Below are 24,712 nucleotides of genomic sequence, written 5' to 3' on the forward strand. Positions count from 1 at the left end.
TTATTAAGGGTGAGCGCCATGGACGGCGCGAATGAATCCCTCACTCTCCGCCATATTTGAGAAACCCGCACACGTTGCGGGTTTTTTATTGCCTGAAACAAAAAATAACTAAACGAATCTGCTCCCAACGGTCTTCGCTGTGTTAAATATAGCCTAAGACGTCTTCCCATAATTAATGTCTCGGTTTTATCGTCTGATTTATACCCATACAGCGAAATTAACATCTATTTAGGCTTACCTTTACCGGTGTTTTTGATTAATATGCGCTGTATTGGCACAGGAAAAGGTGCAATTGCTCGCGAAGTAAGTGAGAGACGAGCGGGGTACAGGACACCTTTCAGTAATAATGACTAAAATAGCCGAAGTGAGTAATACATGATCAAGATAGCGCTAGTAGATGATCATGACCTGGTGAGAACGGGTATCAGACGTATTCTTGAGGATGTCGCCGACTTTTCTGTAGTATGTGAAGCAAAAGATGGTGAATCAGCCGTAAAGAACTGCAGGAAGCTTGCGCCTGACGTTGTATTAATGGATTTAAATATGCCGGGCATTGGTGGTCTTGAAGCCACACGCCAAATTTTACGCATTGGTGAGAGCATTAAAGTAATTGGCCTCTCCATGCAAAAAGAAGATCCTATCCCATCTCAGGTAATACAGGCGGGAGCCTTTGGTTTTTTAACTAAAGACGCCGAGCCGGAAGAGATGATAAATGCGATATACAAAGTGGCCTCTGGTCAGAAGTACCTGAGCCCGGAAATTGCCCAACGCATTGCAATGAGCAAATTGTCGCCGGATAACGATAATCCTTTCAGCGATTTATCCGGGCGTGAGCTGGATATTGCCATTCGCATAACTCGTGGCCAGAAGGTGCCGGATATCGCCGAGCAATTGCATATTGCCGCGAAGACCGTAAACACGTATCGTTATCGCTTGTTCGATAAACTAGAAATCAGCACCGACGTTGAGCTAACCCACCTGGCATTACGCCATAAGCTTATTGAACTGTCGTAGTTGCTGACAGGATTCAATGACAGAATTTGATTCTAACGCTTTTCTCAAATCGTTAACTCATCAGCCCGGCGTGTACCGTATGTACAACGCCGCTGATGAAGTTATTTATGTGGGCAAGGCCAAAAACCTGAAAAACCGGGTTTCCAGCTACTTTAAAGCGAACCTGGATAATCCCAAAACCATCGCCCTGGTCAGTCAGATCGCCCGCATGGATGTAACGGTGGTTAACAGCGAAACCGAAGCGTTTCTGCTCGAAAATAACTTCATCAAAAAATATCGCCCACGCTATAACGTACTGTTACGTGACGATAAGTCCTATCCTTTTATCTTTCTCTCAGCTCATGAACATCCCAGACTGGATTTTCACCGCGGACCACAAAAGCGTAAGGGCGAATACTTCGGACCTTATCCCAGTGCCTGGGCGGTAAGAGAAAGCCTGCGTACCATGCAGAAACTGTTTCCGGTGCGTCAGTGTGAAGACAGCTACTACCGTGCTCGCAGCCGCCCGTGTTTGCAATATCAGATGCAACGTTGTTCAGCTCCTTGTGTAAAAGGCTATGTGAGTGATGAAGAGTATGCCGAACAGGTGCAACTGGTGCGGCTGTTTCTGAAAGGGAAGAACCAGCAGGTGATTAATTCTCTGGCCGATAAGATGGAAGCCGCCAGTGAGCAGCTGAACTTTGAGGCGGCGGCCCGGTATCGCGACCAGATAGGTGCACTGCGCAAAGTGCAGGAGCGCCAGTGGGTGGCTGGTACCCAGGACGAAATGGATATTTTTGGTTTTGCCTATCGGGGCGGAATGGCCTGTATCCAGGTGATGTTTATTCGCGATAGCCAATTGCTGGGCAGTAAAGCATTTTTCCCAAAGATACCTTCAACTACTACCGAGTCCGAGATTTTCGAAGCATTCCTGCTGCAGTTTTATCTGGCCGGTAATAAGATTATTCCAAAACAAATCGTGCTTCCTCAGGGGCTTTCAGATGAAGCGGCCATAGCCGATCTGCTGAGTCAGGAAGCGAAGCATAAAGTGCGGTTTTACCGCGGCGCCAGAGAAGAGAAAAAGCAATACCTTCAATTGGCGCAGGCTAATGCTCAAAATGCACTGGATGCCCAGTATGGCCAGCAAAAGTCGGTATTTGCTCGTTATATTGATTTAGAGTCAGCCCTTGAATGGGACGACCCAATCCAGCGTATGGAATGTTTTGATATCAGCCACACTTCTGGTCAGCAAACCGTGGCGTCCTGTGTGGTATTCAACCGTGAAGGCCCACTAAAGAGTGATTATCGCCGGTATAATATTGAAGGGATCACGCCAGGTGATGACTATGCCGCCATGGCTCAGGCCTTAAAACGCCGGTATAAAAACGTGCAGGATGCCGAAAAAATTCCCGACATTCTGTTTATCGATGGTGGTAAAGGGCAGTTAGGGCAGGCCGAAGATTTCTTTGCCGACTGGCCACACGACAAAAAACCATTGCTGATTGGTGTGGCTAAAGGGACTACCCGTAAGCCAGGTCTGGAAACCTTGATTCTGGCTGATACTCACGACACTATCCCGCTTAATGCCGACCGACCGGCGTTGCATTTAATTCAGCATATTCGTGATGAGTCGCACCGATTTGCTATCAGCGGCCACCGTAACCGTCGCCAAAAGGTTAAAACAACCAGCTCCCTGGAATCTATTCCCGGAGTAGGGGCCAAGCGCCGACAGTCACTGCTTAAATACATGGGTGGCCTGCAGGGGCTTAAAAAAGCCAGCCGTAATGAAATTGCCAGTGTGCCGGGGATCAGTGACGAACTGGCCGAAACGATTTACGACCATTTGCATAATTAATAAGAATGCCCTTATATTAAATCCAATTGGCAGTTTCTTAATAGGTTATATCGTGTGACAATAGTCGCAATATAAAGGAAAACCCTTCCGAGTAGTTTATGTGGACGATCCCAAACGTAATTACCTTAATCCGGGTAGTTCTTATTCCAATTTTTGTATGTGTGTATTTTCTGGACTGGCGCTGGGCAAAAGAAACCGCAGCGTTCATTTTCTGGTTTGCGGCAATTACCGATTGGTTTGATGGCTATCTGGCTCGCAAGTTACAACAATCAACTCCTTTTGGTGCATTTTTAGATCCGGTCGCCGACAAACTCATTGTGGCTGCCGCGTTATTAATGATTACTCATTCTTACGATTCGGTGTGGATTACCGTGCCGGCTATTTTACTGTTAGTGCGTGAAATTTACGTTTCAGCGCTAAGAGAGTGGATGGGTTCCCAGGGCGTGCGCGATACAGTACAGGTATCCTTTATCGGTAAAGCCAAGACCACCGCTCAAATGTTGGCCTTAATTGGTTTATTGTCGGGCCTGGAAGAGTTTATGGGCTTCCCGATTTACTGGGTAACCCTGGGTTACATTTTACTGTATATCGCTACCTGGCTGTCGGTGTGGTCAATGATTAGCTACACAAAAGCAGCGTGGCCGCATCTGTCTGGCCTGAAGAATTAGTATTTTTTGAGCTAAATGACGGATTTATGACCAAACAATTCGTTTTTGGCGAAAATAGCGGCGAATGAGTTTTTTAGTTGTTGACACATTCGCTTGGGCAAGTAAAATGCCTCCCACATTCGAAGCAGGACATACTGACTAGAACGGAACACAGCAACTCAGCAGAGTTTGCACCAACAGGTAAGTGAACCTTCCGGTAAGTAACCAGCAAGAAAACAAAGCGGGAATAGCTCAGTTGGTAGAGCACAACCTTGCCAAGGTTGGGGTCGCGAGTTCGAATCTCGTTTCCCGCTCCAATTTCTCGAATGTTGCGTTTGCAGTAGACGGCCTCTCGTCACAACGCAATCAAAGGCGGAATGGCAGAATGGCTATGCAGCGGATTGCAAATCCGTGGATCTCGGTTCGACTCCGGGTTCCGCCTCCATTTTTTAAGGGCAACCAGCCCGCACCAGCACAGCAGTGCAACCCAAGCCCGGGTGGTGAAATTGGTAGACACAAGGGATTTAAAATCCCTCGCTGGTAACAGCGTGCCGGTTCAAGTCCGGCCCCGGGCACCATTTCAAAGTTTTTCTTCTCCCTGACTTACAAATTAAGCAGACCTTGTTATTCAGCATCGTGTTTGGATTGTAGTGTTTTGATTCTATTCTTTTCGTTTGCTTAAGACGCCTCCAAATACTGTTTTTCATAACAGGTAAAATCAGATCTGATTAGTTATTAAATTGTTAATGTAGTATTGTATTATGATAGCTTTATAAGGATGAATTGCTAACTAATACAGGATACACAATGAAACGCTACGGAATGATATTGCCGATTTGCCTGGCAACCGTTATTGCGCCCAAGACGGCGTTGGCTGAACTACTGGAAACAATTAAAGGGCCGGATAATCAACTCGCCGTTTCATTGTCACTATCAAAAGGTAAACCCCATTATTCTGTTACCTATAAGGGTGAAGTATTTCTGGAAAGCTCACCGCTGGGTCTGAACAGTTCTATTGGTGATTTTAGTCAGAACCTTACTTATATCGACAGCAAACGTAACACCATTCTGGAACAGTATGAGCTCGACAGAGCAAAAGTCAGCCAGGTCACTTATGAGGCCAACGGTTTAACCAGTCGCTTTCTTAACGCAAAAGGGGATGAGATAAGCATCATATTCCAGGTGTCTGATAACGACATCGCACTGCGTTTCCACGTGGTATCCAATAATGAAGCGACCCGCTTTAAGGTACTCAGTGAAGCCACCAGCTTTAACCTGCCAAACAATGCAACGACTTTTATCACTCACCAGGCCCTGCCTATGACAGGCTGGAATGGCACTAAACCCAGTTACGAAGAAGGGTATACCTACGATGAGTCGATGGCCAAAGCCTCTCCAAATGGTGTTGGTTATACTTTTCCGGCGCTGTTTAAAAATGACGATAAGGGTTGGGTATTACTGTCTGAAACAGGGGTAGACAGCCATTATGTAGGCTCTCGACTTAGTGAGGGCAATGCTGAAGGGATCTATAAGATTGCTTTTCCGCAACCCGGTGAAAATGCAGGTATTGGCGATACCTATGCTTCTATGGCATTACCGGCAACCACTCCCTGGCGCACCATTACAGTGGGGCAGGATTTAGAGCCCATTGTTGAGACAACAGTGAGCTATGATGTGGTAAAGCCATTATATGAGCCATCTGAAGACTACAAGATGGGTAGGGCAACCTGGAGCTGGATTGTCTGGCAGGATAACAGCATTAACTACGAGGACCAGATCAAATACATTGATATGGCCGCCGAACTTAATTTTGAATATGTGCTGATTGATAACTGGTGGGATGCCCGTATCGGCCGGGATAAAATGGAAGAGCTGGTGCAGTATGCTGCGGATAAAAACGTAGCGGTGATCCTGTGGTATAACTCAAACGGTTGGTGGAACGATGCGCCACAAACGCCTCAGGACAAAATGAATACGTCTATCGCCCGAAAACAGGAAATGGCCTGGCTGCAAAAAATTGGCGTAAAAGGGATTAAAGTTGATTTCTTTGGTGGTGATAAGCAAGCCACCATGGCCCTTTACGAAGGGATCCTGTCAGACGCTAACGATTACGGCATTGGTGTTACCTTTCATGGGTGTACGTTACCCCGTGGATGGGAGCGCATGTTCCCCAACTTCGTTACCTCAGAAGCTGTGTTAGCGTCGGAAAATCTGGTGTTTAACCAAAACTCGCTGGATATGCATGCCTATAACGCCACCATGCTGCCGTTCACGCGTAATACCGTTGCCGCCATGGATTTTGCGCCGGTGTTTTTAAATGACCGTTTATCCCGCGATCAGGAACGAGGCACTATTCGTTCTACCACCGATACCTTCGAACTGGCAACCAGTGTGCTGTATCAGTCGCCGGTGCAGCATTTTGGCTTAACGCCTAATAACCTCAATGAGCAACCTGAGCATGTGCTCGACTTTATTCGCGAAGTCCCAGCGACATGGGATGAAACCCAGTTTGTCGATGGTTATCCAGGTAAGCACGTTGTACTTGCCAGACGGCAGGGCAGCAATTGGTATGTAGTAGCGGTAAATGGCGAGAAAGATGCCAAAGAAGTGTCTGTGAATCTGCCTATGCTGGCCGGAAAATCAGTGCATCTATTATTTGATAACGCAAACAATAAAACGCAAAGCAAAACAGTCACCGTACCTGAAAATGGCCGTATGATGCTGTCATTAAAAGGTCAGGGCGGTGTTGTGCTGGTTGCCAGATAGCAAACCCTCATAACACTTCAAATATCTCCACGATGTTCGTAGCAACGGGCATCGTGGTTCAGCTGTTATTTTAAAAGTTATCGTCAGGTTTTCTTGCTGACGACCAGCGCAATAATGATTTTTTGGTAATTGCATCTATCTGGTCTTAAAGGTAAATTAACCCTATTAGTTTGTCGTTAACGCACTAAAGGGATTTTTGTGTTTAAAGCTAAGGTTTTCGCGTGTTGTTTTTTGTTGTTAACCCTTCCTCCTGTTCAGGCCGCAGAGGCTGAGCCGTCGCTTTACCAGTATTCCGGTCTCTTTCAGTATCGAAATAAAGATACTGCAGAATTTATTGATGCAGCCCGTCAAACCGATCTTTTGACTGCGAATACGCCAGTTGCCCGCGTGTTTCGTTATATTTATGTTCAGGGGCAGCCGGATTTGGCGCAATATACCCCGTGGCAGTCTATTGAGTCTCCATCTGAAGCAGACTGGCAAACACTAAAAGCCACTGATGAGATTTATTACGCGGCTGCACGCTCACTCATGACGGGCTTTATTGAACAGGATGAAGCCAAGCTAAAGGCGCTTAAGCAGGAACTATTAATTACCGGCAACAAGGTTGCTGTTGCTCAGGTTGCCAGTATGCTGGCGGTTTTATATCTGGATTTTAAACAGGATTCATTAAACGCGCTGGAAGAGTTGATGTACGCGCTACCTGAAATACAGGTCAATAACGGTAATGACATGTATGGCCTGTTATTCGATAAGGAGTTTGTCCTCTTTCATCTGTTTGCCATCCTTTATGACTTAGGGGCTTATGAGTCATCTTACCAATATGGCAAGGCCTATTTTGATCTGGCATCGAAAACGTCTCCGCAAATGATGCACAGCAGCGATTATTTTTTAATGGTCCAGTTAGCCAGTCATCTGGGGAAATATAACGAGGCGCTTGATTATGCTGATGAACTACAGATTGTAGCTCAGCAAGAGCATCCATCGGCGCAGCTCTATGCGTTGCTGGCCAAAGTGTCGGTCTATGCGCGCCGCGGGGAACCGGGCGATTTGCAACAAGCCTTTGAATTACTCGGTATGGCCAAATTGTCGTCAAAACCGAAAGACTGGGATGTGGTTGATGAAGCCAGAATGCTCGCCGTCAATACCATGGAAGCCGGTTTGCGCAGGGATATGCCAGCTGCAAAGGCATTACTAACGCAACTAAAACAGGTAATGGCTGAAAATAAACGCCACTTTAATCTGACCGATTTTAAACACGTTACTGAGTTGGAACGCTTTTTAGCCGAATTTAACAGTGATACAGAGCTGGCAATTAAGGCCAGTTATCAATTGGTCAGGCAAGAGCGCGATAAGCTATTAAACGCCTTAAATAACCGGCTGGATAAACTGAGCCGAGGCATGCAGGCCGACATCGAGTTGGTCAATTTCGAAAAATTAAAAGCAAATAATATTGCTCAGCAGCAAGCCATAGAAACCGCTAACCTCAAAACGATCATAGTGCTACTGGTAGCGCTATTAGTTGGCACTCTGGCAGCCTGGTTGTTTGTGCAGCGACGACGGATCCATCAGTTAGCTTATATCGATCCGCTTACCAACGCGCCAAACCGACGTTTTATGTTTAATTTGCTGACCAAGGTATTTACTAAAGCTCGTAAAGGTAACTGTATTGCATTACTAGATATCGATCACTTCAAAAAAGTTAACGATACCTACGGCCATCAAACCGGTGATGAAGTGCTGGTTAAGTGTAGCCAGCTTATCCGCCAACGATTACGCAGTACCGACCAGTATTGCCGCTACGGCGGAGAAGAATTCCTGCTATTGTTAAAAGACACCACTGTGCACCAGGCACAAGAAGTGATTGATGATATTCGTAGTGCATTGCATGCTGTTACCTCCTGGCAGAGCACGGAAGAGGAATTTGCCGTGTCTTTTTCTTGCGGACTAGTTGAGCTCAGCACTTATGAAGATATCGATAAGGCAATCGCCCATTGCGATACATTACTCTACACCGCCAAAAATCAGGGTAGAGGGCGTACAATTCTACCCCAGGGGGCTATGCAGCCGGTGTGAGCTGGCAGTTAGTCACTAAACCGGGTAACAATCGCTGACAGCTCGTTATCCAACAGGGTGTTGCATTGGTCCATGGTATGACTGGCTTTGGCGAAGTAGTCCTGATTAGCAATGCTCACTTTACCGGGTTGAATCAGCTGTTCATTGATCAGGCTTACCAGTTGCAGGCAGGCTTGTCTGGCCTGAATTAACTGGCCGCTTTCAGATACCTTAGCCACTTGGTTTAATTTATTAAACACGGTCTCACTCATCAGATTTATCTTTTCGCACAGATAGCCCAGCTTTACCTTATCGATTTGGGTGGACTCCCCTTTGGTTGCGGTAGCTACACCAACAGCTCTGGCCTGGCCGATATATTCCACCAATTGAGGAAATTCCCGCCATAAAAAGTGCGCCTCATTCACAGACTGATCGGTCTCGGCAAACTCTATGTGTTCGGCCACGTCCTGTAACAGGTACAACAAGGTTTCAATCAGGCTGGTATGCTGTTTAAAGCTCTCTGGTGGGTTAAGTTGCATACTGGTCGATTCGAGGCGTCGCCAGTGATCCAGGTAGGCTTCCCAGCGCGCTTCACTGGTTGTCAGGCCAATCTGGTTAGCGTCACTGATGAGCAACTCAATGTTGCGCCTGATTTCGTGAAGCTCACCCGCTACTGCTTGATTGCCTTGCAGGTAAGTGGCGGTTAACCCCCGGTGCTTCTGACTCAGGCCAATGATGCGCTTAATAATGGCGACCAGTTTCAATGTCGCTCTGAAGTTTGCTTTTTGTTGTGTTCTGGAAATGGATAGCTGAATACCCACCAACACAAACAACAAGATAATCATCCCTGAAATAACAGCGATGATTGGCTTCTCCTAGCGGGTTGTAAGGGTACGCAGATAATCGGCAACGGTGGAAGTCTGACGAGCAATGATGGCATTTTCCATGGCGCCTTCTACTACACGTTCAATACTTTTTGAAATTTCCTCAGTTGCTTTACTTTGTTGAGTGGCGAAGGCTGAGACTTCGATGACCTGTGATTTTGAATTCTCAGATTCGTTTTCAATCTGTGCCAGCATATCGGCCGCGTTGTTTGCTTTGTCTGAGCATATTTACGAGTGGCTGGTGACACTTTGCATTTTTTCGGCCACCTCAATGCGCTGACTATCTAGCTCCGCCATTCGCTGACTAATGCTGTCGGCCGTTTTACGGCTGTCTTCAGCGAGGTTGCGCACTTCATCGGCAACGACTGCGAAGCCGCGGCCCATATCGCCGGCCCTGGCGGCTTCAATGGAGGCGTTCAGTGCCAATAAATTAGTTTGTTCTGCAATACTCTGAATCGCGCTGGTCAGGCTCAGAACTGCTTCCACGGATTGACCTAACTCTATTATCGCTTGCTGTGTTTGCGCGACCTCTTGTTGCACTAGGGCAAACTCACTAACCAGGTCGGCAATATTCTGTGAGCCCTGATGTGCAAAATCGCTGGCTCGTTCGGCCGCTTGGTTTACCAGGGTGAATTTTTCTACAATTTCTCCCAGCGATACCGTGAGCTCATTGACTGCAGCCGCGGTAGTTTCGGTAGCGGCCGATTGTTCGGTAGCATTTACCGATACCTTGTTAGCTGAATCTATCATTTGTAGTGAGGAATATTTCATTTCGGAGAAATATTCTTCCAGCTTGTCCCGCTCCCGTGAAATTTCTTTAGTTAAATCGAAGACCGATTTCATGTGATTGGTCAGGATGCGTGGTGCTCTGGTGATCAGCTCAAATTCATTATGGCTTCTACTGGCGTCGGCTAGCAGGGCATCAATGATAAACAGTTCATCAAGTAAACAGGTCAGCATCGAGGCAACCAGCCAGGTCATCAATAGCCCGCAAACCAGGGTTACCGGTACACTAGCCGCGGGTGTCAGGGCAACATACCCGTACCCGGCGAGATTACATAACACTATTAAAAAAGCCGCCTGCTTTAAGCCAAATGCTTTGATCAGCACTAAAGCCGGTGATTCAATCAGTGTTTTCATGCCTAATCCTTCTGGTCATCAATCCATTCGCTTGGCGCGTAGTCGCTAGTAAAAATAGCTGATTTGCTACTATTACAGTGTAGCTACTTTTCATTATTACAAAATAATAACTTGCAAACTAAAGACCAGCATTTTAAGCCAAAAGAAGTGATGAAAATGAAGGGGGTAAGTGAGTTGAGCTGGCAAAATGCACCGATAATGGTCAATCTTGCCCCAAAGTAGTGTTATTCGGAAGGAATGGATATTCTCTATTTCCACCTGATTAAAGTAATTGCACGAGTTTTCTAACACATTTCTTATTTAAAAATTGGCCATTACTTGCGAGCTTGTGAAGCACCAGATTGTTGTTTATGCTCTGAAATATATTAACCCTGCTGAATCTGCTCTCATGCAAGAAGAATTACAACAAGCCCAGGCCCTTTACGATACTCTCATTGAATATGCCGTTACCTACAGCTTTCAGATAGCTGGTGCGCTGGTTATATTGCTGGTTGGTTGGTGGATAGCCGCCAAAATTGGCAATGTCGTTGAGAACATGATGGTGGGGCGTAATATTGATATTACGCTGAGCCGCTTTACCGGTGGTGCGAGTAAGCTGATTGTTCTGGGCCTGGTGATTATAATCGCGCTGGGCAATATTGGTATAAGCGTAACACCGCTCATTGCGGCCGTTGGTGCGGTAGGTTTAGGCGCTGGCCTGGCCATTCAGGGCATGCTGGCTAACTATGCAGCAGGCTTTACCATCATTATTACCCGGCCGTTTGTCGTTGGTGATACCATCCAGGTATGTGGTGTGGCCGGCGTGGTGGATAAGGTAATGCTGCCTTACACTATTCTGATCAACGAAGATAACGTTTCTATTCAAATCCCCAACAAACTAATAGTCGGCGAGATCCTGCATAACTCAGCAACCCAAATGCTTATAGAGCTGGAGATTGGCGTGGCGTATTCCAGTGATATCGAAACCGTTACCCGCGTAATTGCCGAAGCAGTTAATACTGTAGATGGTTTGTCGGAGGAGAAGGCTCCGGCCATCGGCGTAGACAGCTTTGGCGACAGTAGCATTAATTTTGGGGTACGGGTGTGGGCCGATCCAAATCGTCATTTTGAAATTCGTTATGCCTTAAATGCAGCCATCTTTGCAGCGTTACAGCGAGCTGATGTCGATATTCCCTTCCCGCAGCGGGAAGTCAGAATGCTTTAAGCTTGCTATCGCAATATCTGTCGGGCAGGGCGCTCTGAGCTTTGATAGGCTAGCTCTACCAACAGTTAGTTAAGGCAGGTACGCAGCTGTGCAACACGTACTGGATTATCTCCAAACCCATCATGATCAGAGTATTTCGCTCAATCGACTGGCTAAAGTCGCCGGCTATAGTCCGTGCCATTTTCAACGCTTGTGCCAGCGAAAGCTTGGACTGGGTCCGGGGAAGTTAAACGAACTTATCCGCCTTCAGCGTGGCTACTTTTTGCTGTCTTACCGAACCTGGTTATCGGTTACCGACATTGCTTTTGACTGTGGTTATGAATCCCCGGACAGTTTCAGCCGGGCGTTCAAACGGGTAACCGGCTACACGCCAACTCAGTTTAAAGCGCAACAAGTCACTATAACGCCACCGTTACAGCCTTACTTACACCAATGGAATGAGGAACCTAGTACTATGCCAGTACCTTCACAAGACGATTTTAACGCCCAAGTCTCCATAATTTCTTTGCCTGCATTGGAGGTCTGCGTACTTCGGCATAACGGTCATCCGGCCGGGCTGAATGGCAGTATTCAACATTTTATCGGCTGGCGTCGGGAACATAAGCTCCCGCCCGACCAATACCGTACGTTTAACTTTTTGCATAACGATCCTACTACCGTTGCGCCAGAAGCGTTTTGTTTCGACCTGGCCTGCGAAAGGCCTGCAAAACAGGTAGCTCTGGAAGAAGACATGCGTTTCGATACTATCCCAACTGGGCGCTACGCCAGCCTGGAAATAACCGGAGGTGAGAAGGTACTGGAAGCAGCGGTTAACTTCATAGCCACCGACTTTCTCGCTCAGCATAATGAACAAGCCGGTGATTTTCCGGTGATCGTAGAACGACTCAGCTTTTACCCTGAGGTGCCTTATCATCAAGCTCAGTCCCATATCCTGCTGTTATTAAGCAAATAATTTAAAATATCAGCAGAATTTTGGCATAATCATCCCAAGCAATATCTCATATCACCCTTGTGCTGTTCACACGGGGTGATGCAGTCATTATTTGTTGCACCTTGGGGAGATAGCATTGCCGCGACTTATTTCGGTAAACGATATTAGCGCAAGCAACTTAACTGACTACGTTGTGTTGTTTGCTTCCATGACCAACCCGGTGTCAGGCCAGGCTGATGATCCGGCCGATGGATTTATTCCTGGTGCCGTTAAGTTCGATTTGGACGGCGAGGGCAGCGATCATACCTCGTCACTCCCGCATACAATACCAGAGCAGGCAGCGCTTAGCGCATTGTTTGGCAAACTCGGTATCACCACAGACAAACCGGTGCTGATTTACGATAACTCGGGCATGTTTTGCGCGCCCCGCGTGTGGTGGATGCTAACTGCGATGGGCCATAGTAATGCCGCAGTGTTAAATGGTGGTCTACCGGCCTGGAAAGCCGCGGGTCATGAAGTGGTCAGCAAACCTGCCGACCCCTTTCCCCAAGTGTTTAGCGGTTGTACAGCAGATGAATGGTTCTGTAACACTGACAGAGTTCTTGCCGCTATCGAAGAGCCGTCAGTTACTATCTGGGATGCCAGAAGTCGCCCGCGCTTTGAGGGTAGTGCTCCTGAACCCCGCGCCGGATTACGCAGTGGTCATATGCCCGGGGCAGTTAATGTCCCTTTCACTGAATTACTGGATAACGGTACAACCCTTAAATCCCCTGCGGCATTAAAAGCCTATTTTACCGAACACGGTATCGATTTAACCAAACCGATTATTTGTTCCTGTGGTTCAGGCGTTACTGCCTGCGTAATTGGACTCGCAGCGCTGGAAGCCGGTGCAGAACAGGTAACTGTATATGACGGCTCCTGGTCTGAATGGGGAGGTAATTCATCATTACCGGTTGAGGTTAACCATGACTAATACGTATAAACCCCGGGTCGTCGTGTTAACCGGAGCTGGCGTATCGGCAGAGTCGGGCCTTAAAACCTTTCGTGATAACAACGGCTTGTGGGAAAACCATCGGGTAGAAGACGTTGCCACGCCGGAGGGCTTTGCGGCCAATCCCGCGCTGGTTTATCGCTTTTACAATGAACGCCGGGCCCAATTACAGCAACCCGATGTGCAGCCCAATCCTGCACACAAAGCGTTGGCTGAATTAGAGCAGGCACTGGGCGAACAGTTTTTGCTGGTCACCCAGAATGTCGACGATTTGCATGAGCGCGCAGGCAGTAAACGAGTACTGCACATGCACGGCAAATTACTCTCAGCGCGTTGCTGTAGCACCGGCAGGGCAATTCCCTGGCAAGATGACTTTGATGACACAACAGAGTGTCGTTGTTGTCTGCCTGGTGAGCAAATGCGCCCGGATATTGTGTGGTTCGGTGAAGTGCCCATGCACATGGATGACATCATTATGGCGCTGGCCCAGGCCGATGTGTTTATTGCTGTTGGCACTTCCGGTCAGGTGTATCCGGCGGCTAATTTTGTCGCGATGGCAGCCGATAGCGGTGCGCGAACCATCGAAATAAACCTGGAACCGAGTCAACAAAACAGTCTGTTTGAAGAAAAAATTGTCGGGCAGGCGGGGAAAACCCTGCCGGAATTTGTTGCCCGGTTTATCCAGGATTATTGCTAGGCGAATCGTTACCTATGGATTATCTGAGTGAGTTTATCACCATTGCGTTGGTGCATTTGGTAGCGGTCGCAAGCCCCGGACCTGACTTTGCAATCGTTGTTCGTTACAGCATCAGCTACGGCCGGCGTATTGCGATGTATACCAGTGTGGGCGTTGGTTTCGGAATATTGCTGCACGTAGCGTATTCGTTAATTGGCCTGAGTGTTGTCATCAAAACCACCCCATGGCTATACTCCGCCATCAGCTATTTGTCGGCGGCTTATTTACTTTACCTTGCCTGGGGAGCACTGCGCGCCGGCCCGTCAGATTCAGCTGCAACGGTTTCTACCTCGGGTCAAACCGCGGCAATAAGTCCTAAAAAGGCACTGGTAAGCGGGTTTCTTACTAATGGCCTTAACCCAAAGGCGACCTTGTTCTTCTTATCATTATTTACCGCCATCATTGATATTGAAACGCCCTTTGCCGTAAAGGCTATGTATGGTGTTTATCTGGCGGTCGCAACCGGGGTCTGGTTTTGCTTTTTATCCTATCTGTTAAGTACCTCAAGAGTGGCTAAGCTGATTGGTGACAAGGGTTACTGGCTGGACCGTTTAATGGGCGTCGTGTTAGTAGCGCTGGCAATACGACTGGTAACACTCTGAGTCGGTGGTTTGTAGTTTGGGCCAGCCTGATGGCAATGATATACTCCCCGCCGAGATTACCCGATGAGACGACATTTTGACCGACAATAATCAACCGCCTGCTAACAGCTCCGCTCTGGAACGTGCTCTGGCCGGTGAATATCAGTTTAATATCCGCCAACTGTTTGTCGAGGCGCAAAGCTTGTATAAGCAGCATCTGGGCTTATTGTTAAAAGCCACCGGTTTGCTGATGGCCATTGGCCTTGGTGCCATGGTGATAATGATTAATCTGTTGGCGCTGGACATGACATCGGTGGAAAGTATGCAGTCGGGGAACGCCGGTCTGCTCGACATAGCTATGCTGGTGCTGATGACGCCGATGATTGTTGGCTTTCGCATGCTTGGCATAAAACTGGTTAGTCACAAGGCAGCCAGTATTAATGAGCTGTTTCAGTATTTCTCTTACATTCTGGTGTTGGTTACTGCAAATTTGCTAATCAGCCTGGTCATGCAGGTTGGTCTTAATCTGCTTATCCTGCCGGGATTGTATGTCTACCTGGTCACCCAGTTTACAGTAGTGTTACTGGTTAAAAAGCGCCTTGGCCTGATGCAGTCAATTATCCTTTCAGCACGTGTCACTAACCGCTATTTATTACCCTTCACACTGTTATTGCTCGCCTTTATCATGATGTTTGTATTGGTTCTGTTTACCATGGGGCTGGCTATTTTGTGGGTGGGGCCGGTTTATTCGCTGGTAATGGGCCGTCTATACGTGGACCTGTTTGGCCTTGATGACGCGCCTCAACAAATACATCCAACCAAAGAGGATTCGATACTCGATGCATAAACGGGAAACCAGTAAGATCATCCTTATCGCAATTGCCATTATGGCACTGATGGTGGTGCTTGCGTGGATGACCGGTACCAGTGAACCCGATATTCTGGATGTACCGGAAACCGAGCAGGCCGAGCAACCTGTTCCTGATTTTAAAGCGATAGAAGACACCACAGAAAAGAAAAAAGCGTTCTTTGCCTACTTAAGACCTGAGGTGGAAAAGCAAAATGATTACTTACTGAGTTTGCGGCATTATCTGCAAACCTTACAGCGCCAGCTTGCGGCAGGTAACAGCCTGACAGAAGACGACGATGAGCGCCTGGAATGGCTGGCTGGTGAATATCGTGTAGATCAGGATCTACCGGCCGACGCGCAAATTCCTAAACTGCTAAATAAAGTGGATATTTTACCCGTAGAGCTGGTTTTGATGCAGGCGGCGAATGAGTCTGCCTGGGGGACGTCGCGGTTTGCTCAACAGGGTTATAATTTCTTTGGTCTTTGGTGTTACCAAAAAGGCTGCGGTTTTGTACCAGCTCGACGAAACAGCGGTGCCAGTCATGAAGTGGCAAAATTTGAAAATTTATCGCGCGCTACCTACACCTATATGCGAAATATTAACCGTCATGACGCTTATCGTGAGCTACGTCATATCAGAGCCTCTTTACGTCGGGCACAATTACCGGTAACAGGTCTGGCACTGGCAGAAGGGTTAATGAACTATTCTGAGCGTGGTGCCGCCTATGTTAATGAACTTCAGAATATGATCCGATACAACAAAGGGTTTATCACCGAATGAAACGTACCTTAGTAGCACTGAGCCTGCTTGCCTCTGCCTTTAGTGCCGGCGCCGAACAAATTGAAGTGGAATACAAGCGCTTTTACAGCCACATTAATAAAATAGGCGACGAAAGTACCTCTGCACTGCAGTTTGCCTTTGGCTTTTTAAGAGTAGGCACCAGTAATTTATGCCCCATTAATCAGGCCACCATTGTTACTCAAAAACAGGATATTCCCTTAACGGTTACACCTGAAAACCGCTTTTTAGTTCCCAATGAACGGGCGCTTAAGTTAGCCGATGCATACATTGTAATTGACCTTGGTGAAGCCGCTAATTTATGTGATATGTCAGTGCAGATAGAAACTACCGCTGATTACGTAAAAACTGAATATACCGCAGAAGACCTTGCTTTCATCAAACAACAATATGAAGCCTTCTTTAACGAGATGGGCGGATTCCTGTCGTTTATGATGCCTTCGGTAAAAGGCCTGACCTTCCGCTTTGGTGACGACGAACTCGACGCACCGGTACCCGGTGCACCGGACATTACTAATGGGATGTTAATGCTGGATAATAACTGGTTAGAGCAGGGCAAGCCATTAAAACTGCCGGTTGAACCGTTGCGTATTACCGCGCTGGCTAAAAGCTAAACGCGCGGTATGTCACAACGAAAAGGGGCTTATTCAGCCCCTTTTTTGTGATTAGCTGATTTCTTCATTTGCTTCGTCCGGCGCCTTAGGCGCTTCCAGTGCATCAGGATCCACTTGTGATGGCGGTAAGACTTCATCGAGCACCAGTTGATAACGAATTTGTTCTGCCAGACGTTTTACTACCTGCTCACCGGTTTCACAGAGCTCTGCACAGCGGTGAAACTCCATCAGGCCAACATCGGTTAACGTTGGCTCGATTAAGATATCCGGCGGCTCTCCGGCAAGGCGGGAGCGGGTAACCCTGGCCTGCAGAATTTCCAGAGAGCTGCTCATCACACTTAATATGCCCGGCGCCTGTTTGTTGTTGTCCTTGGGCTCGGGTGAGAACCACTGACGTACAACATCCTGACTTTTCTTGAAGAAATGCTCGTTTTTTTCCTGAGTTTCTTCATGCTTGGCGGTTTCCCGGGCTATCTGCAATGGTCTGAAGTCGGCATTCAGGTTAACCGCTATCACAAAATCAGCGCCTAACTGGCGGCACAGGTTTACCGGGACCGGGTTGACAACGGCGCCGTCTACCAGCCATCTGTCATGGTAGGCAATGGGCGAAAATAACGCCGGAATGGCACAGGATGCCTGGACTGAATTGCCCACTTCTCCCTTATTAAAAACCACTTCACGACCTGAATACAGGTCGGTGGCAACACAGGCGAAGGGTTTATCCATTGCTTCAAATGTAGCGGCGCAAAAGTCAGCTGACAGCTTGTCAAAGACCTTCTGACCGCTCGCCAGGCCGCCACGGCGAATACCGATCCCCATTAAACTCAGGGTTTGCCATTCGGTTAACGAGGACGCCCAGGCTTTTAATTCTTCGAGTCGACCGCTGGCGTAGGCTGCACCTACATAAGCGCCAATGGAACAGCCTGCAACCACGTCGATTTTAACGCCAAGTTTTTCCAGTGCCTGGATGACGCCAATGTGAGCCCATCCACGGGCTGCACCTGAGCCCAGGGCGATGCCTATTTTCATAGCAACCTTATTCCGTCAAGTTTACGATATTGATGGAGTCTGCAGTGTCAGGGCGGCTCTCGGGTTCAAACTCGGGGGCATCGAATGCGATGTCACCCTCTGGTTGTGCTTCACCTGTTGCTTTTATGGCTTTGAAGTCATGAAGATTTTTATCAACCAAATGCGAAGGGGTAACATTTTGCATCGCCCTGAACATTGATTCGATGCGGCCCGGGAACCGTTTGTTCCAGTCCTGCAACATCATTTTGATGTTCTGTCGCTGCAAATTCTCCTGTGAACCACATAAGTTACAGGGAATGATGGGAAATTCAACCGCAGTGGCGTATTTTTCAATATCCCGCTCGGTACAGTAGGCTAACGGGCGGATCACCACATGTTTGCCGTCATCGCTGACCAGTTTAGGTGGCATAGATTTTAATTTGCCGCCATGGAACATGTTAAGAAACAGGGTCTCAAGCATATCGTCGCGGTGATGGCCAAGGGCGATCTTAGTGGCGCCCAGCTCTGTAGCCGTGCGGTACAAAATGCCGCGGCGTAACCGTGAGCATAACGAGCAGGTGGTTTTTCCCTCGGGGATCTTATCTTTCACGATGGAGTAAGTGTCTTCCTCAACAATACGGAAATCCACGCCCAGGCTTTGCAGATATTCTGGCAAGATATGCTCTGGAAAACCGGGCTGTTTCTGGTCGAGGTTAACCGCCACTATGTCAAAGCTGATCGGTGCAATACGCTGCAGATACATCAGCACATCCAGCATGGTGTAGCTGTCTTTACCGCCGGATAAGCACACCATTACCTTGTCGCCATCTTCAATCATGCCAAAATCGTCTATGGCTTTGCCGACATTACGGCGTATGCGTTTTTGTAGCTTATTGAAGCTGTATTTTTGCTTGGTTTGCGTTGCCGGCGCGGCACTGTTGATGTGTAAACTCATGATAAAGAAAGACCCATGTTGCAATGGGCGCCATTATACGTGAAGCCAGGGTAGGCTGCATCCCTGAATAATCCAGTGATAACCCGTGGCAGTAACTAAATCCTGCCACGGCAGCCTGCATTAGCTAACAGGGCTTTCAAAGCCCTCGGGTTTAATGGCCAGCACATCACAGTTGAGTTCATCGATAACATGTTCGGCGGTATTGCCAATGAGTGCTGCTGAAATGCCTACACGGCCCACGGTACCGATGATTACCAGCTCGGCATCCAGCTCTTTGGCAACCTGCGGGATGACTTTTTCGGGTAATCCTTCTCTCACATGGCAGCTATCCAGCGGGATATTGTACTGATTACTGTGTTTTTCCATTTCTTCAAGGTGATGGATTTTCACCGAAGCATTATAAGATTCCGGATCAAACTCAGGCACCTCAATAGCAATGTTGAGCGGTGTGCCAGGGTAGCAGTTGGCCAGATGGACATGACCACTCAGCAATTTGGCGTAGTCGAGTGCAATATTCGTTAGGCGATCATTGAGCTGGGCATGTTCACGGTCTTCCGTTCCCACGTTAACCGCCGCTACAATTTTGCCATCCTGGGGCCAGTCGTGCTCTTTAACCAGCAGTACCGGTGCAGGGCACTTACGTACAAGGTGCCAGTCGGTAGGGGTAAAGATCACTGAGCGTAAATCATCGTGAGAGCGGGTCGCTTTCACCACAATGTCGGCGCTGCTGGCAAGAGCGTATTTAATAATGGCTTCGTAAGGGCGGTTATTCCATTCCACGACAGCCTCTATGGGCTGGCCGTACTCTGCCAGTTGTTCCTTAAGCCAGGCTGTTCTCTCGTTCACAACGGCCTGACGCATGGCCTCACGCTCTTCACCGGATAGCATGGTGGTCATTTCGTATGAGAAATCGTAGATGGTCATCAGGGCGGTAATAGACGCGCCGGTTTTTTCGGCCAGTTCGATGGCTCTGGAGATAGCGGGCTGGTTTTCCCTTTCAGGTTCTACCACGGCCAGAATATTGCTGTACTCAATCATAACGACTCTCCCTGGGAAGTATTCATTATGAGTGTACGACGTGAACAGCTGTTTCTCCAGTTTCAGACTTGTCTGGGATCAAGTAATGCTACAAAACCAGAGAAAAACAGCTTTTTAACGGACTAACTAATAGTGGTGGAAGGAATATCCATGCTATGCAGTTTATTATCCATCGCTTCAAAATCGAGGATAGTGATAAGTTTGCCATCAACCTTGATAATGCCTTCCTTCTGGAAGCGAGTTAACAGGCGGGAGATGGTTTCTACGGTCAGACCCAGGTAATTACCAATCTCATTACGGGTCATACTCAGGTTATACTGACGCGGCGAAAAGCCACGGTCTTCAAAGCGTTTGGACAGATGCGCAAGAAAATATATCAGGCGTTCTTCGGCAGTACGCTTGTTAAGCAACATCATCAGATCGTGATCCTGCTTAATTTCGGCACTCATAAAGCTCATGATCTGGTGACGCAGTTTAGGGAACTGAACCGCCATTTTATCCAGCGTTTCATAAGGTAACTCACAAACCATAGCGGTTTCGAGCGCCTGGGTGTAGCTCTGGTGAGCATTTTCGCGCAGCGCATCAAAGCCGATAATATCACCGGGAAAATGAAAGCCAATGATTTGCTCTTCGCCGTCTTTACTACTTACAAAAGATTTAAATGAACCAGCACGCACTGCGTAAAGCGAGTTAAATTTATCACCGGCTTTAACCAGTTTATCGTGCTTGTGAAGCGGCTTTTTACGCTCGATGATATCATCCAGCGAATCGAGTTCGGTTTTATTTAACGAAACCGGCAGGCACAAATGGCTGAAACTACAGCTTTGACAATGAATCGAAAATTCTGAGCCTTTTGACATAGATTACGTCTCCGTGTGGGCGTCGTTTAATTATTACCGTTTAGGGTGCGGTAAATCAAGAAAACCGCATATATTATCAGGCAAATTGCGACTAATGACTTAGTCTTCGGGTGTTGTAGGAGCTTTAATAACCAGCCAGCCCCCAGGCTCACGGCAATAAGCGCCGGAAAAGTACCCAGTCCAAAGGCGGCCATTGTAACAGCCCCATACAAACCATCACCACTGACTAATGCCCAGGTAAGAGTTGAATAGACCAGTCCACAGGGTAACCAGCCCCAGATAAAACCATAAGGAAACGCCGATAAGGGTGACTTAAAGGGTATAAAACGTTTCGACCACGGGCGAATGCGTTGCCAAAGGCCGTTACCCAGCTTTTCCAGCCGGGCAAGACCACGCCACCACTGGGCCAGATATAAACCCATAGCAATCAGCATCGCGGCGCTGAGTAGCTGAAATATCATCAGGCCATGGCTCACCGAAGCACGCGCCACCTGACCAAGTACCCCGGTTACGGCTCCGGCAATAGCATAGCTGGTAATGCGCCCGAGATTATAACTGAATATATAGGCAAGGGGTGGCTGACCACCTGGTACCGCTGCCCGCAAGGCTCCCGCAATGCCACCACACATGCCTACGCAATGCAGCGAACCGGCGAGGCCTACGACAAAGGCCGAAATAAAGCTGAAATCACTCATTATCGTTGTTAGCTTTATCCTGGGCTTTGGCTTGTTGGTTACGTTCTTCTTCGGGTAAATCGTCGTCGAACAGAATGCTGTAGCCCTGGCGCTCAAGGTCCTGAAACTGATCGGATTTTACCGCCCAGAAGAAAATTCCCAGCGCCACTGCGACCAGAATAATAGCCAACGGGATCAGCACATAAATAATACTCACAATACCGCCTTACTTTAATAATCGGGTCGAGTTTGACACCACTATGATACTACTTAATGACATACCGATCACGGCCATCCACGGCAACAGCAGGCCGGAAACCGCAAAAGGTAAAATAAGCAGGTTGTAGCCAAGTGCCCAGAGAATATTCTGGCGGATTTTGCGGCGGGTTTTCGCAGCAATATCCACCAGTGCCGGTACTGTGCTGAGTGATTCGCTCAACAACACAACGTCCGCCGCGTTGCGGGCAATGTCGGTGGCATTGCCAACAGCTACCGACACATCTGCACTGGCCAGTACCGGCGCATCGTTAATACCGTCACCCAGCATCATTACTTTATGACCCTGATCCTGCAGTTTCTGTACCGCCTGATATTTTTGTTCTGGTGTTAATTCACCGGTGGCCACTGCCAGGGGCAGCTTAGCGGCCAGCTTATCAACGTTTTGCTGGGTATCCCCACTTAATAGCACCAACTGAAAGCTGTCTAACCCGGCGAGGGTTTCAGCCGTATCGCTCTTGAGACTGTCGGTAACTTCATAGGCTGCCAGGCACTCGCCATTGCAAACCAGGTACACATTGGCGCTTACCGGCACAGCAGACGGGTCTGCCTGGGTAAACGTGGCTGAGCCGAGCAGATATTGCTCACCGTCTACTGTGCCGCGAATTCCGCCGCCGGCAGTGACCTCAAAATCACTCACCTTAAACGACTCGCTGGCAGAAAATGCCTTACTGATAGGATGTTCAGAACGAGACTCAAGGCTTGCCGTCACATTAAAGAGATAATCTGCCTGTGCAGGATTGGCGAACCAGCGGTCGGCAATACCGAATTTACCTTCGGTAAGGGTACCGGTTTTATCCAGGGCAATGGTATCAATACCGGTGATTTGCTCCAGAGCATCGGCGCGCTTGAGTAATATTCCCTGCTTGTTGAGCCTGGCCATGGCGCAGGTAAGCGCCGATGGCGTAGCCAGTCCCAGTGCGCAGGGGCAGGTTGCTACCAGTACCGCAATAGCTATCCAGAATGCCTCGTTGTTACCTTGTACAGTCCAATAAGCGAAGGTGAGGGCACTAATCGCTAACACCGCCATAACAAAATAACGAGAAAACGAATCTGCCATTTGCGCCGCCTTGGGCTTGTTGGCCATCGCGGTAGATTGCAGGCGTATAATCTGATTTACCAGCGCATATTTGAGTTGCTGATGAACCTCTATGGTAAGGGTATTTTGTTGATTCACCGTACCACCAAATACCGCTGCACCGGTTTCTTTCAGAACCGGCTCAAATTCACCGGTGAGCATAGACTCATCAATGGCTGAAGCGCCTTCAATAATGCGGCCGTCGACCGGGATGGTTTCGCCCGCTTTTACCAGTACCTTATCGCCCACAGCGAGGTGTTTTGCCAGGCAGGGTTCAACTTTGCCATCGTCGCTCAGCCGGTGAGCAGTAACCGGGATGTATTGCATCATATTGGCGGATATCTGCGTTGCCCGATGACGGGAGCGGTGCTCCAGGTAGCGGCTTAACAGCAGCAAAAAGATAAACATGCAGATGGATTCAAAGTACACATCACCGGTTTCCAGTAACGTCGATTTTATCCCCGCAATATAGGTGCCGAAAACGGCAATAGTCACCGGTACATCCATATTTACCGTGCGGGCACTGATAGCTTTAATCGCCCCCAGGTAAAAGGTACTGCCGGAGTAGAAAACCACTGGCGTAGTAAGTACCAATGCTACCCAGTAAAAATACTGGCGGGTTTCGGCTTCGATAGCCCCAAACAAATCAAAATACAGGCCGGTCATTAACATCATGACCTGCATGGTCATCAGCCCGGCAAGCCCCAGTTTTTTAAGAAACTGCTTTTGTTCGTTCTGATATGAGGCTTCGTGTTGATCTGGCTGGAAAGGCAGTGCCGCATAGCCTATTTTCTTAAGCGCTTTTAAGATACCGCTAAGATGAATAACTTCGTCAGACCAGGTTACTGCAGCCCGGCGCTCCGAAACATTCACGGAAACCTGATTGATACCGTTTACCCTGGCCAGTTGCTTTTCTATTAGCCAGCCGCAGGCCGCGCAGGTGATCCCCTCTACTGTGAGCTGAATTTGCTTGTTATTGCCTTCATCTATAACGAAGTCTTCCTGTAGGGCAGGGTCATCATACATTGCCAGTTTACCCAGCGTGGCCTGAAATTCGGTATCACCGCGGGCAGCCGGTTCGGTACGAAACTGATAATAATCTTCCAGACCATTGTCAACAATGGCTTCGGCTACCGCCTGACAACCGGGACAGCACATAACCCGGTCTTTACCGAGTATAGTGGCATGATAGGGGCTGTCAGCTTCTGCGGGCAACCCGCAGTGGTAGCATTCGATGGCGGTAACGTTCATTAGGGAACGAAGCGAATCTTATCTTTACGATGCAGAGAGATTTCCTGCTGTACTTTCCAGCTGTCATCGATAGGCGTTAGTGATACGCGCCATTTACCGTTGGTGTCCTGCTCGGTAAAGCCACGATAAATCCCTTTGGCATCACGGGTTAACAGCAGCGAAAAGTCCTTTTCCTGCAATGTTACGTGATAAAAGTTAAGTTTAAGGGCGTTACCAGTGCTGGGAATACCGCTGTGAAATTCCAGCGCAATCTGACCATCATTAACGGTTAAATCGGTCATGATCCGCAGCCTCTGGGCTTCTTCAACCTTCGCCATGCTGGCGTTGATGGCTTTACCTTCCTTGTAATAATCGTCAACCACCAACGAATCTTCGGTGTTGGCGGCAAAATTTACTAAGAAATAGGCCATAACAAATGATGAAACCGGCACGGCTATCAAAAACCACGGCCAGAAGTATTTATACCAGGGTTTGGTATCGGTTTTTTCCATTACTGCATTCCCGATGAACTTTATGGAACTGTTAATAC

General features: G+C 48.2%; 24 protein-coding genes and 3 tRNA genes. 16 read left to right on the forward strand and 11 right to left on the reverse strand.

All coding sequences use genetic code 11. The annotated features are described in order from the left end of the window. Window positions 1–375: 375 nt before the first annotated feature. The 8 genes from uvrY to D9T21_RS03195 all read left to right on the forward strand — a co-directional run bounded on the left by uvrY (window position 376) and on the right by D9T21_RS03195 (window position 8,334). Window positions 376–1,014, forward strand: a complete 639-nt coding sequence (gene uvrY, locus D9T21_RS03160; protein WP_123323687.1) for a UvrY/SirA/GacA family response regulator transcription factor — start codon at window positions 376–378, stop codon at window positions 1,012–1,014. 16 nt (window positions 1,015–1,030) lie between these two features. Further along, a complete protein-coding gene (uvrC, locus tag D9T21_RS03165) occupies window positions 1,031–2,848 on the forward strand; it encodes an excinuclease ABC subunit UvrC (RefSeq protein ID WP_123323688.1) in 1,818 nt (605 codons plus the stop codon). Window positions 2,849–2,946: 98 nt separating this feature from the next. Next, entirely contained in the window at window positions 2,947–3,516 is a 570-nt protein-coding gene (pgsA, locus tag D9T21_RS03170) for a CDP-diacylglycerol--glycerol-3-phosphate 3-phosphatidyltransferase (RefSeq protein WP_123323689.1), read from the forward strand. Window positions 3,517–3,736: 220 nt separating this feature from the next. Next, window positions 3,737–3,812: transfer RNA gene (locus D9T21_RS03175), tRNA-Gly, on the forward strand. A gap of 54 nt (window positions 3,813–3,866) precedes the next feature. Then, a tRNA-Cys gene (locus D9T21_RS03180) sits at window positions 3,867–3,940 on the forward strand. Between the two features lie 46 nt (window positions 3,941–3,986). Then, window positions 3,987–4,073: transfer RNA gene (locus D9T21_RS03185), tRNA-Leu, on the forward strand. Window positions 4,074–4,302: 229 nt separating this feature from the next. Further along, the gene (locus D9T21_RS03190; protein ID WP_123323690.1) at window positions 4,303–6,261 is read left to right on the forward strand and encodes a glycoside hydrolase family 97 protein; all 1,959 of its coding nucleotides are present in this window, start codon (window positions 4,303–4,305) and stop codon (window positions 6,259–6,261) included. A gap of 198 nt (window positions 6,262–6,459) precedes the next feature. Beyond that, window positions 6,460–8,334: a GGDEF domain-containing protein gene (locus tag D9T21_RS03195; protein WP_123323691.1), complete on the forward strand. Its 1,875-nt coding sequence runs from the start codon at window positions 6,460–6,462 to the stop codon at window positions 8,332–8,334. 8 nt (window positions 8,335–8,342) lie between these two features. Here D9T21_RS03195 and D9T21_RS03200 read toward each other — a convergent pair whose 3' ends face one another. The 3 genes from D9T21_RS03200 to D9T21_RS03210 are packed head-to-tail and all read right to left on the reverse strand — an operon-like array spanning window position 8,343 to window position 10,337. Continuing rightward, entirely contained in the window at window positions 8,343–9,140 is a 798-nt protein-coding gene (locus D9T21_RS03200; RefSeq protein ID WP_241155611.1) for a nitrate- and nitrite sensing domain-containing protein, read from the reverse strand. 48 nt (window positions 9,141–9,188) lie between these two features. Beyond that, window positions 9,189–9,392 (reverse strand): hypothetical protein, encoded by a 204-nt coding sequence (locus tag D9T21_RS03205; protein ID WP_123323693.1) that lies wholly within the window; start codon window positions 9,390–9,392, stop codon window positions 9,189–9,191. 33 nt (window positions 9,393–9,425) lie between these two features. After that, complete coding sequence (locus D9T21_RS03210; protein ID WP_123323694.1) at window positions 9,426–10,337, reverse strand: methyl-accepting chemotaxis protein; 912 nt, start codon at window positions 10,335–10,337, stop codon at window positions 9,426–9,428. Between the two features lie 388 nt (window positions 10,338–10,725). Here D9T21_RS03210 and D9T21_RS03215 point away from each other — a divergent pair, with 388 nt between their 5' ends. From D9T21_RS03215 to D9T21_RS03250, 8 genes are all read left to right on the forward strand, one after another. Beyond that, entirely contained in the window at window positions 10,726–11,541 is an 816-nt protein-coding gene (locus D9T21_RS03215) for a mechanosensitive ion channel family protein (protein ID WP_123323741.1), read from the forward strand. A gap of 88 nt (window positions 11,542–11,629) precedes the next feature. Continuing rightward, a complete protein-coding gene (locus D9T21_RS03220) occupies window positions 11,630–12,493 on the forward strand; it encodes an AraC family transcriptional regulator (protein ID WP_123323695.1) in 864 nt (287 codons plus the stop codon). 115 nt (window positions 12,494–12,608) lie between these two features. Next, window positions 12,609–13,445: a sulfurtransferase gene (locus tag D9T21_RS03225; RefSeq protein WP_164464563.1), complete on the forward strand. Its 837-nt coding sequence runs from the start codon at window positions 12,609–12,611 to the stop codon at window positions 13,443–13,445. Then, complete coding sequence (gene cobB, locus D9T21_RS03230; RefSeq protein WP_241155609.1) at window positions 13,438–14,160, forward strand: Sir2 family NAD+-dependent deacetylase; 723 nt, start codon at window positions 13,438–13,440, stop codon at window positions 14,158–14,160. The genes D9T21_RS03225 and cobB overlap by 8 nt, the downstream gene beginning before the upstream one ends. Window positions 14,161–14,174: 14 nt before the next feature. Continuing rightward, window positions 14,175–14,801, forward strand: coding sequence for a LysE family translocator (locus tag D9T21_RS03235; RefSeq protein ID WP_123323698.1), 627 nt, complete (start codon window positions 14,175–14,177; stop codon window positions 14,799–14,801). Between the two features lie 76 nt (window positions 14,802–14,877). Then, complete coding sequence (locus D9T21_RS03240; RefSeq protein ID WP_123323699.1) at window positions 14,878–15,627, forward strand: hypothetical protein; 750 nt, start codon at window positions 14,878–14,880, stop codon at window positions 15,625–15,627. Continuing rightward, window positions 15,620–16,411, forward strand: a complete 792-nt coding sequence (locus D9T21_RS03245; RefSeq protein ID WP_123323700.1) for a glucosaminidase domain-containing protein — start codon at window positions 15,620–15,622, stop codon at window positions 16,409–16,411. Before D9T21_RS03240 ends, D9T21_RS03245 begins: the two co-directional genes overlap by 8 nt. Beyond that, on the forward strand, window positions 16,408–17,043 hold the full coding sequence (locus D9T21_RS03250) for a DUF2987 domain-containing protein (protein WP_123323701.1): 636 nt from the start codon (window positions 16,408–16,410) through the stop codon (window positions 17,041–17,043). The genes D9T21_RS03245 and D9T21_RS03250 overlap by 4 nt, the downstream gene beginning before the upstream one ends. A 51-nt stretch (window positions 17,044–17,094) precedes the next feature. On the opposite strand, the gene rssA is transcribed toward D9T21_RS03250, so the two are convergent. From rssA to D9T21_RS03290, 8 genes are all read right to left on the reverse strand, one after another. After that, entirely contained in the window at window positions 17,095–18,072 is a 978-nt protein-coding gene (gene rssA, locus D9T21_RS03255; RefSeq protein WP_123323702.1) for a patatin-like phospholipase RssA, read from the reverse strand. Window positions 18,073–18,079: 7 nt separating this feature from the next. Further along, the gene (ttcA, locus tag D9T21_RS03260; RefSeq protein WP_123323703.1) at window positions 18,080–19,006 is read right to left on the reverse strand and encodes a tRNA 2-thiocytidine(32) synthetase TtcA; all 927 of its coding nucleotides are present in this window, start codon (window positions 19,004–19,006) and stop codon (window positions 18,080–18,082) included. Between the two features lie 120 nt (window positions 19,007–19,126). Then, on the reverse strand, window positions 19,127–20,044 hold the full coding sequence (gene uspE / locus D9T21_RS03265; RefSeq protein ID WP_123323704.1) for a universal stress protein UspE: 918 nt from the start codon (window positions 20,042–20,044) through the stop codon (window positions 19,127–19,129). A gap of 122 nt (window positions 20,045–20,166) precedes the next feature. Beyond that, window positions 20,167–20,904, reverse strand: coding sequence for a fumarate/nitrate reduction transcriptional regulator Fnr (gene fnr / locus D9T21_RS03270; RefSeq protein WP_123323705.1), 738 nt, complete (start codon window positions 20,902–20,904; stop codon window positions 20,167–20,169). Between the two features lie 26 nt (window positions 20,905–20,930). Further along, complete coding sequence (locus tag D9T21_RS03275; RefSeq protein WP_123323706.1) at window positions 20,931–21,599, reverse strand: sulfite exporter TauE/SafE family protein; 669 nt, start codon at window positions 21,597–21,599, stop codon at window positions 20,931–20,933. Then, window positions 21,592–21,795 carry a cbb3-type cytochrome oxidase assembly protein CcoS gene (gene ccoS, locus D9T21_RS03280; RefSeq protein ID WP_123323707.1) on the reverse strand — a complete coding sequence of 68 codons (204 nt, stop codon included), beginning with the start codon at window positions 21,793–21,795 and terminating at the stop codon, window positions 21,592–21,594. The genes D9T21_RS03275 and ccoS overlap by 8 nt, the downstream gene beginning before the upstream one ends. Window positions 21,796–21,804: 9 nt before the next feature. Then, complete coding sequence (locus D9T21_RS03285) at window positions 21,805–24,183, reverse strand: heavy metal translocating P-type ATPase (RefSeq protein ID WP_123323708.1); 2,379 nt, start codon at window positions 24,181–24,183, stop codon at window positions 21,805–21,807. Further along, window positions 24,183–24,674 carry a FixH family protein gene (locus D9T21_RS03290; RefSeq protein WP_123323709.1) on the reverse strand — a complete coding sequence of 164 codons (492 nt, stop codon included), beginning with the start codon at window positions 24,672–24,674 and terminating at the stop codon, window positions 24,183–24,185. The genes D9T21_RS03285 and D9T21_RS03290 overlap by 1 nt, the downstream gene beginning before the upstream one ends. Window positions 24,675–24,712 lie beyond the last annotated feature (38 nt).

Source organism: Marisediminitalea oceani, from assembly GCF_003731635.1.
GTDB lineage: Bacteria > Pseudomonadota > Gammaproteobacteria > Enterobacterales > Alteromonadaceae > Alteromonas > Alteromonas oceani.

Bases quoted from the DNA above. Each gene is read 5' to 3' on its own strand.
- uvrY (WP_123323687.1), top strand. From the start codon at position 376: ATGATCAAGATAGCGCTAGTAGATGATCATGACCTGGTGAGAACGGGT.
- uvrC (WP_123323688.1), top strand. From the start codon at position 1,031: ATGACAGAATTTGATTCTAACGCTTTTCTCAAATCGTTAACTCATCAG.
- pgsA (WP_123323689.1), top strand. From the start codon at position 2,947: ATGTGGACGATCCCAAACGTAATTACCTTAATCCGGGTAGTTCTTATT.
- D9T21_RS03190 (WP_123323690.1), top strand. From the start codon at position 4,303: ATGAAACGCTACGGAATGATATTGCCGATTTGCCTGGCAACCGTTATT.
- D9T21_RS03205 (WP_123323693.1), bottom strand. From the start codon at position 9,392: ATGCTGGCACAGATTGAAAACGAATCTGAGAATTCAAAATCACAGGTC.
- D9T21_RS03210 (WP_123323694.1), bottom strand. From the start codon at position 10,337: ATGAAAACACTGATTGAATCACCGGCTTTAGTGCTGATCAAAGCATTT.
- D9T21_RS03215 (WP_123323741.1), top strand. From the start codon at position 10,726: ATGCAAGAAGAATTACAACAAGCCCAGGCCCTTTACGATACTCTCATT.
- cobB (WP_241155609.1), top strand. From the start codon at position 13,438: ATGACTAATACGTATAAACCCCGGGTCGTCGTGTTAACCGGAGCTGGC.
- D9T21_RS03235 (WP_123323698.1), top strand. From the start codon at position 14,175: ATGGATTATCTGAGTGAGTTTATCACCATTGCGTTGGTGCATTTGGTA.
- D9T21_RS03245 (WP_123323700.1), top strand. From the start codon at position 15,620: ATGCATAAACGGGAAACCAGTAAGATCATCCTTATCGCAATTGCCATT.
- D9T21_RS03250 (WP_123323701.1), top strand. From the start codon at position 16,408: ATGAAACGTACCTTAGTAGCACTGAGCCTGCTTGCCTCTGCCTTTAGT.
- rssA (WP_123323702.1), bottom strand. From the start codon at position 18,072: ATGAAAATAGGCATCGCCCTGGGCTCAGGTGCAGCCCGTGGATGGGCT.
- ttcA (WP_123323703.1), bottom strand. From the start codon at position 19,006: ATGAGTTTACACATCAACAGTGCCGCGCCGGCAACGCAAACCAAGCAA.
- uspE (WP_123323704.1), bottom strand. From the start codon at position 20,044: ATGATTGAGTACAGCAATATTCTGGCCGTGGTAGAACCTGAAAGGGAA.
- fnr (WP_123323705.1), bottom strand. From the start codon at position 20,904: ATGTCAAAAGGCTCAGAATTTTCGATTCATTGTCAAAGCTGTAGTTTC.
- D9T21_RS03275 (WP_123323706.1), bottom strand. From the start codon at position 21,599: ATGAGTGATTTCAGCTTTATTTCGGCCTTTGTCGTAGGCCTCGCCGGT.
- D9T21_RS03285 (WP_123323708.1), bottom strand. From the start codon at position 24,183: ATGAACGTTACCGCCATCGAATGCTACCACTGCGGGTTGCCCGCAGAA.
- D9T21_RS03290 (WP_123323709.1), bottom strand. From the start codon at position 24,674: ATGGAAAAAACCGATACCAAACCCTGGTATAAATACTTCTGGCCGTGG.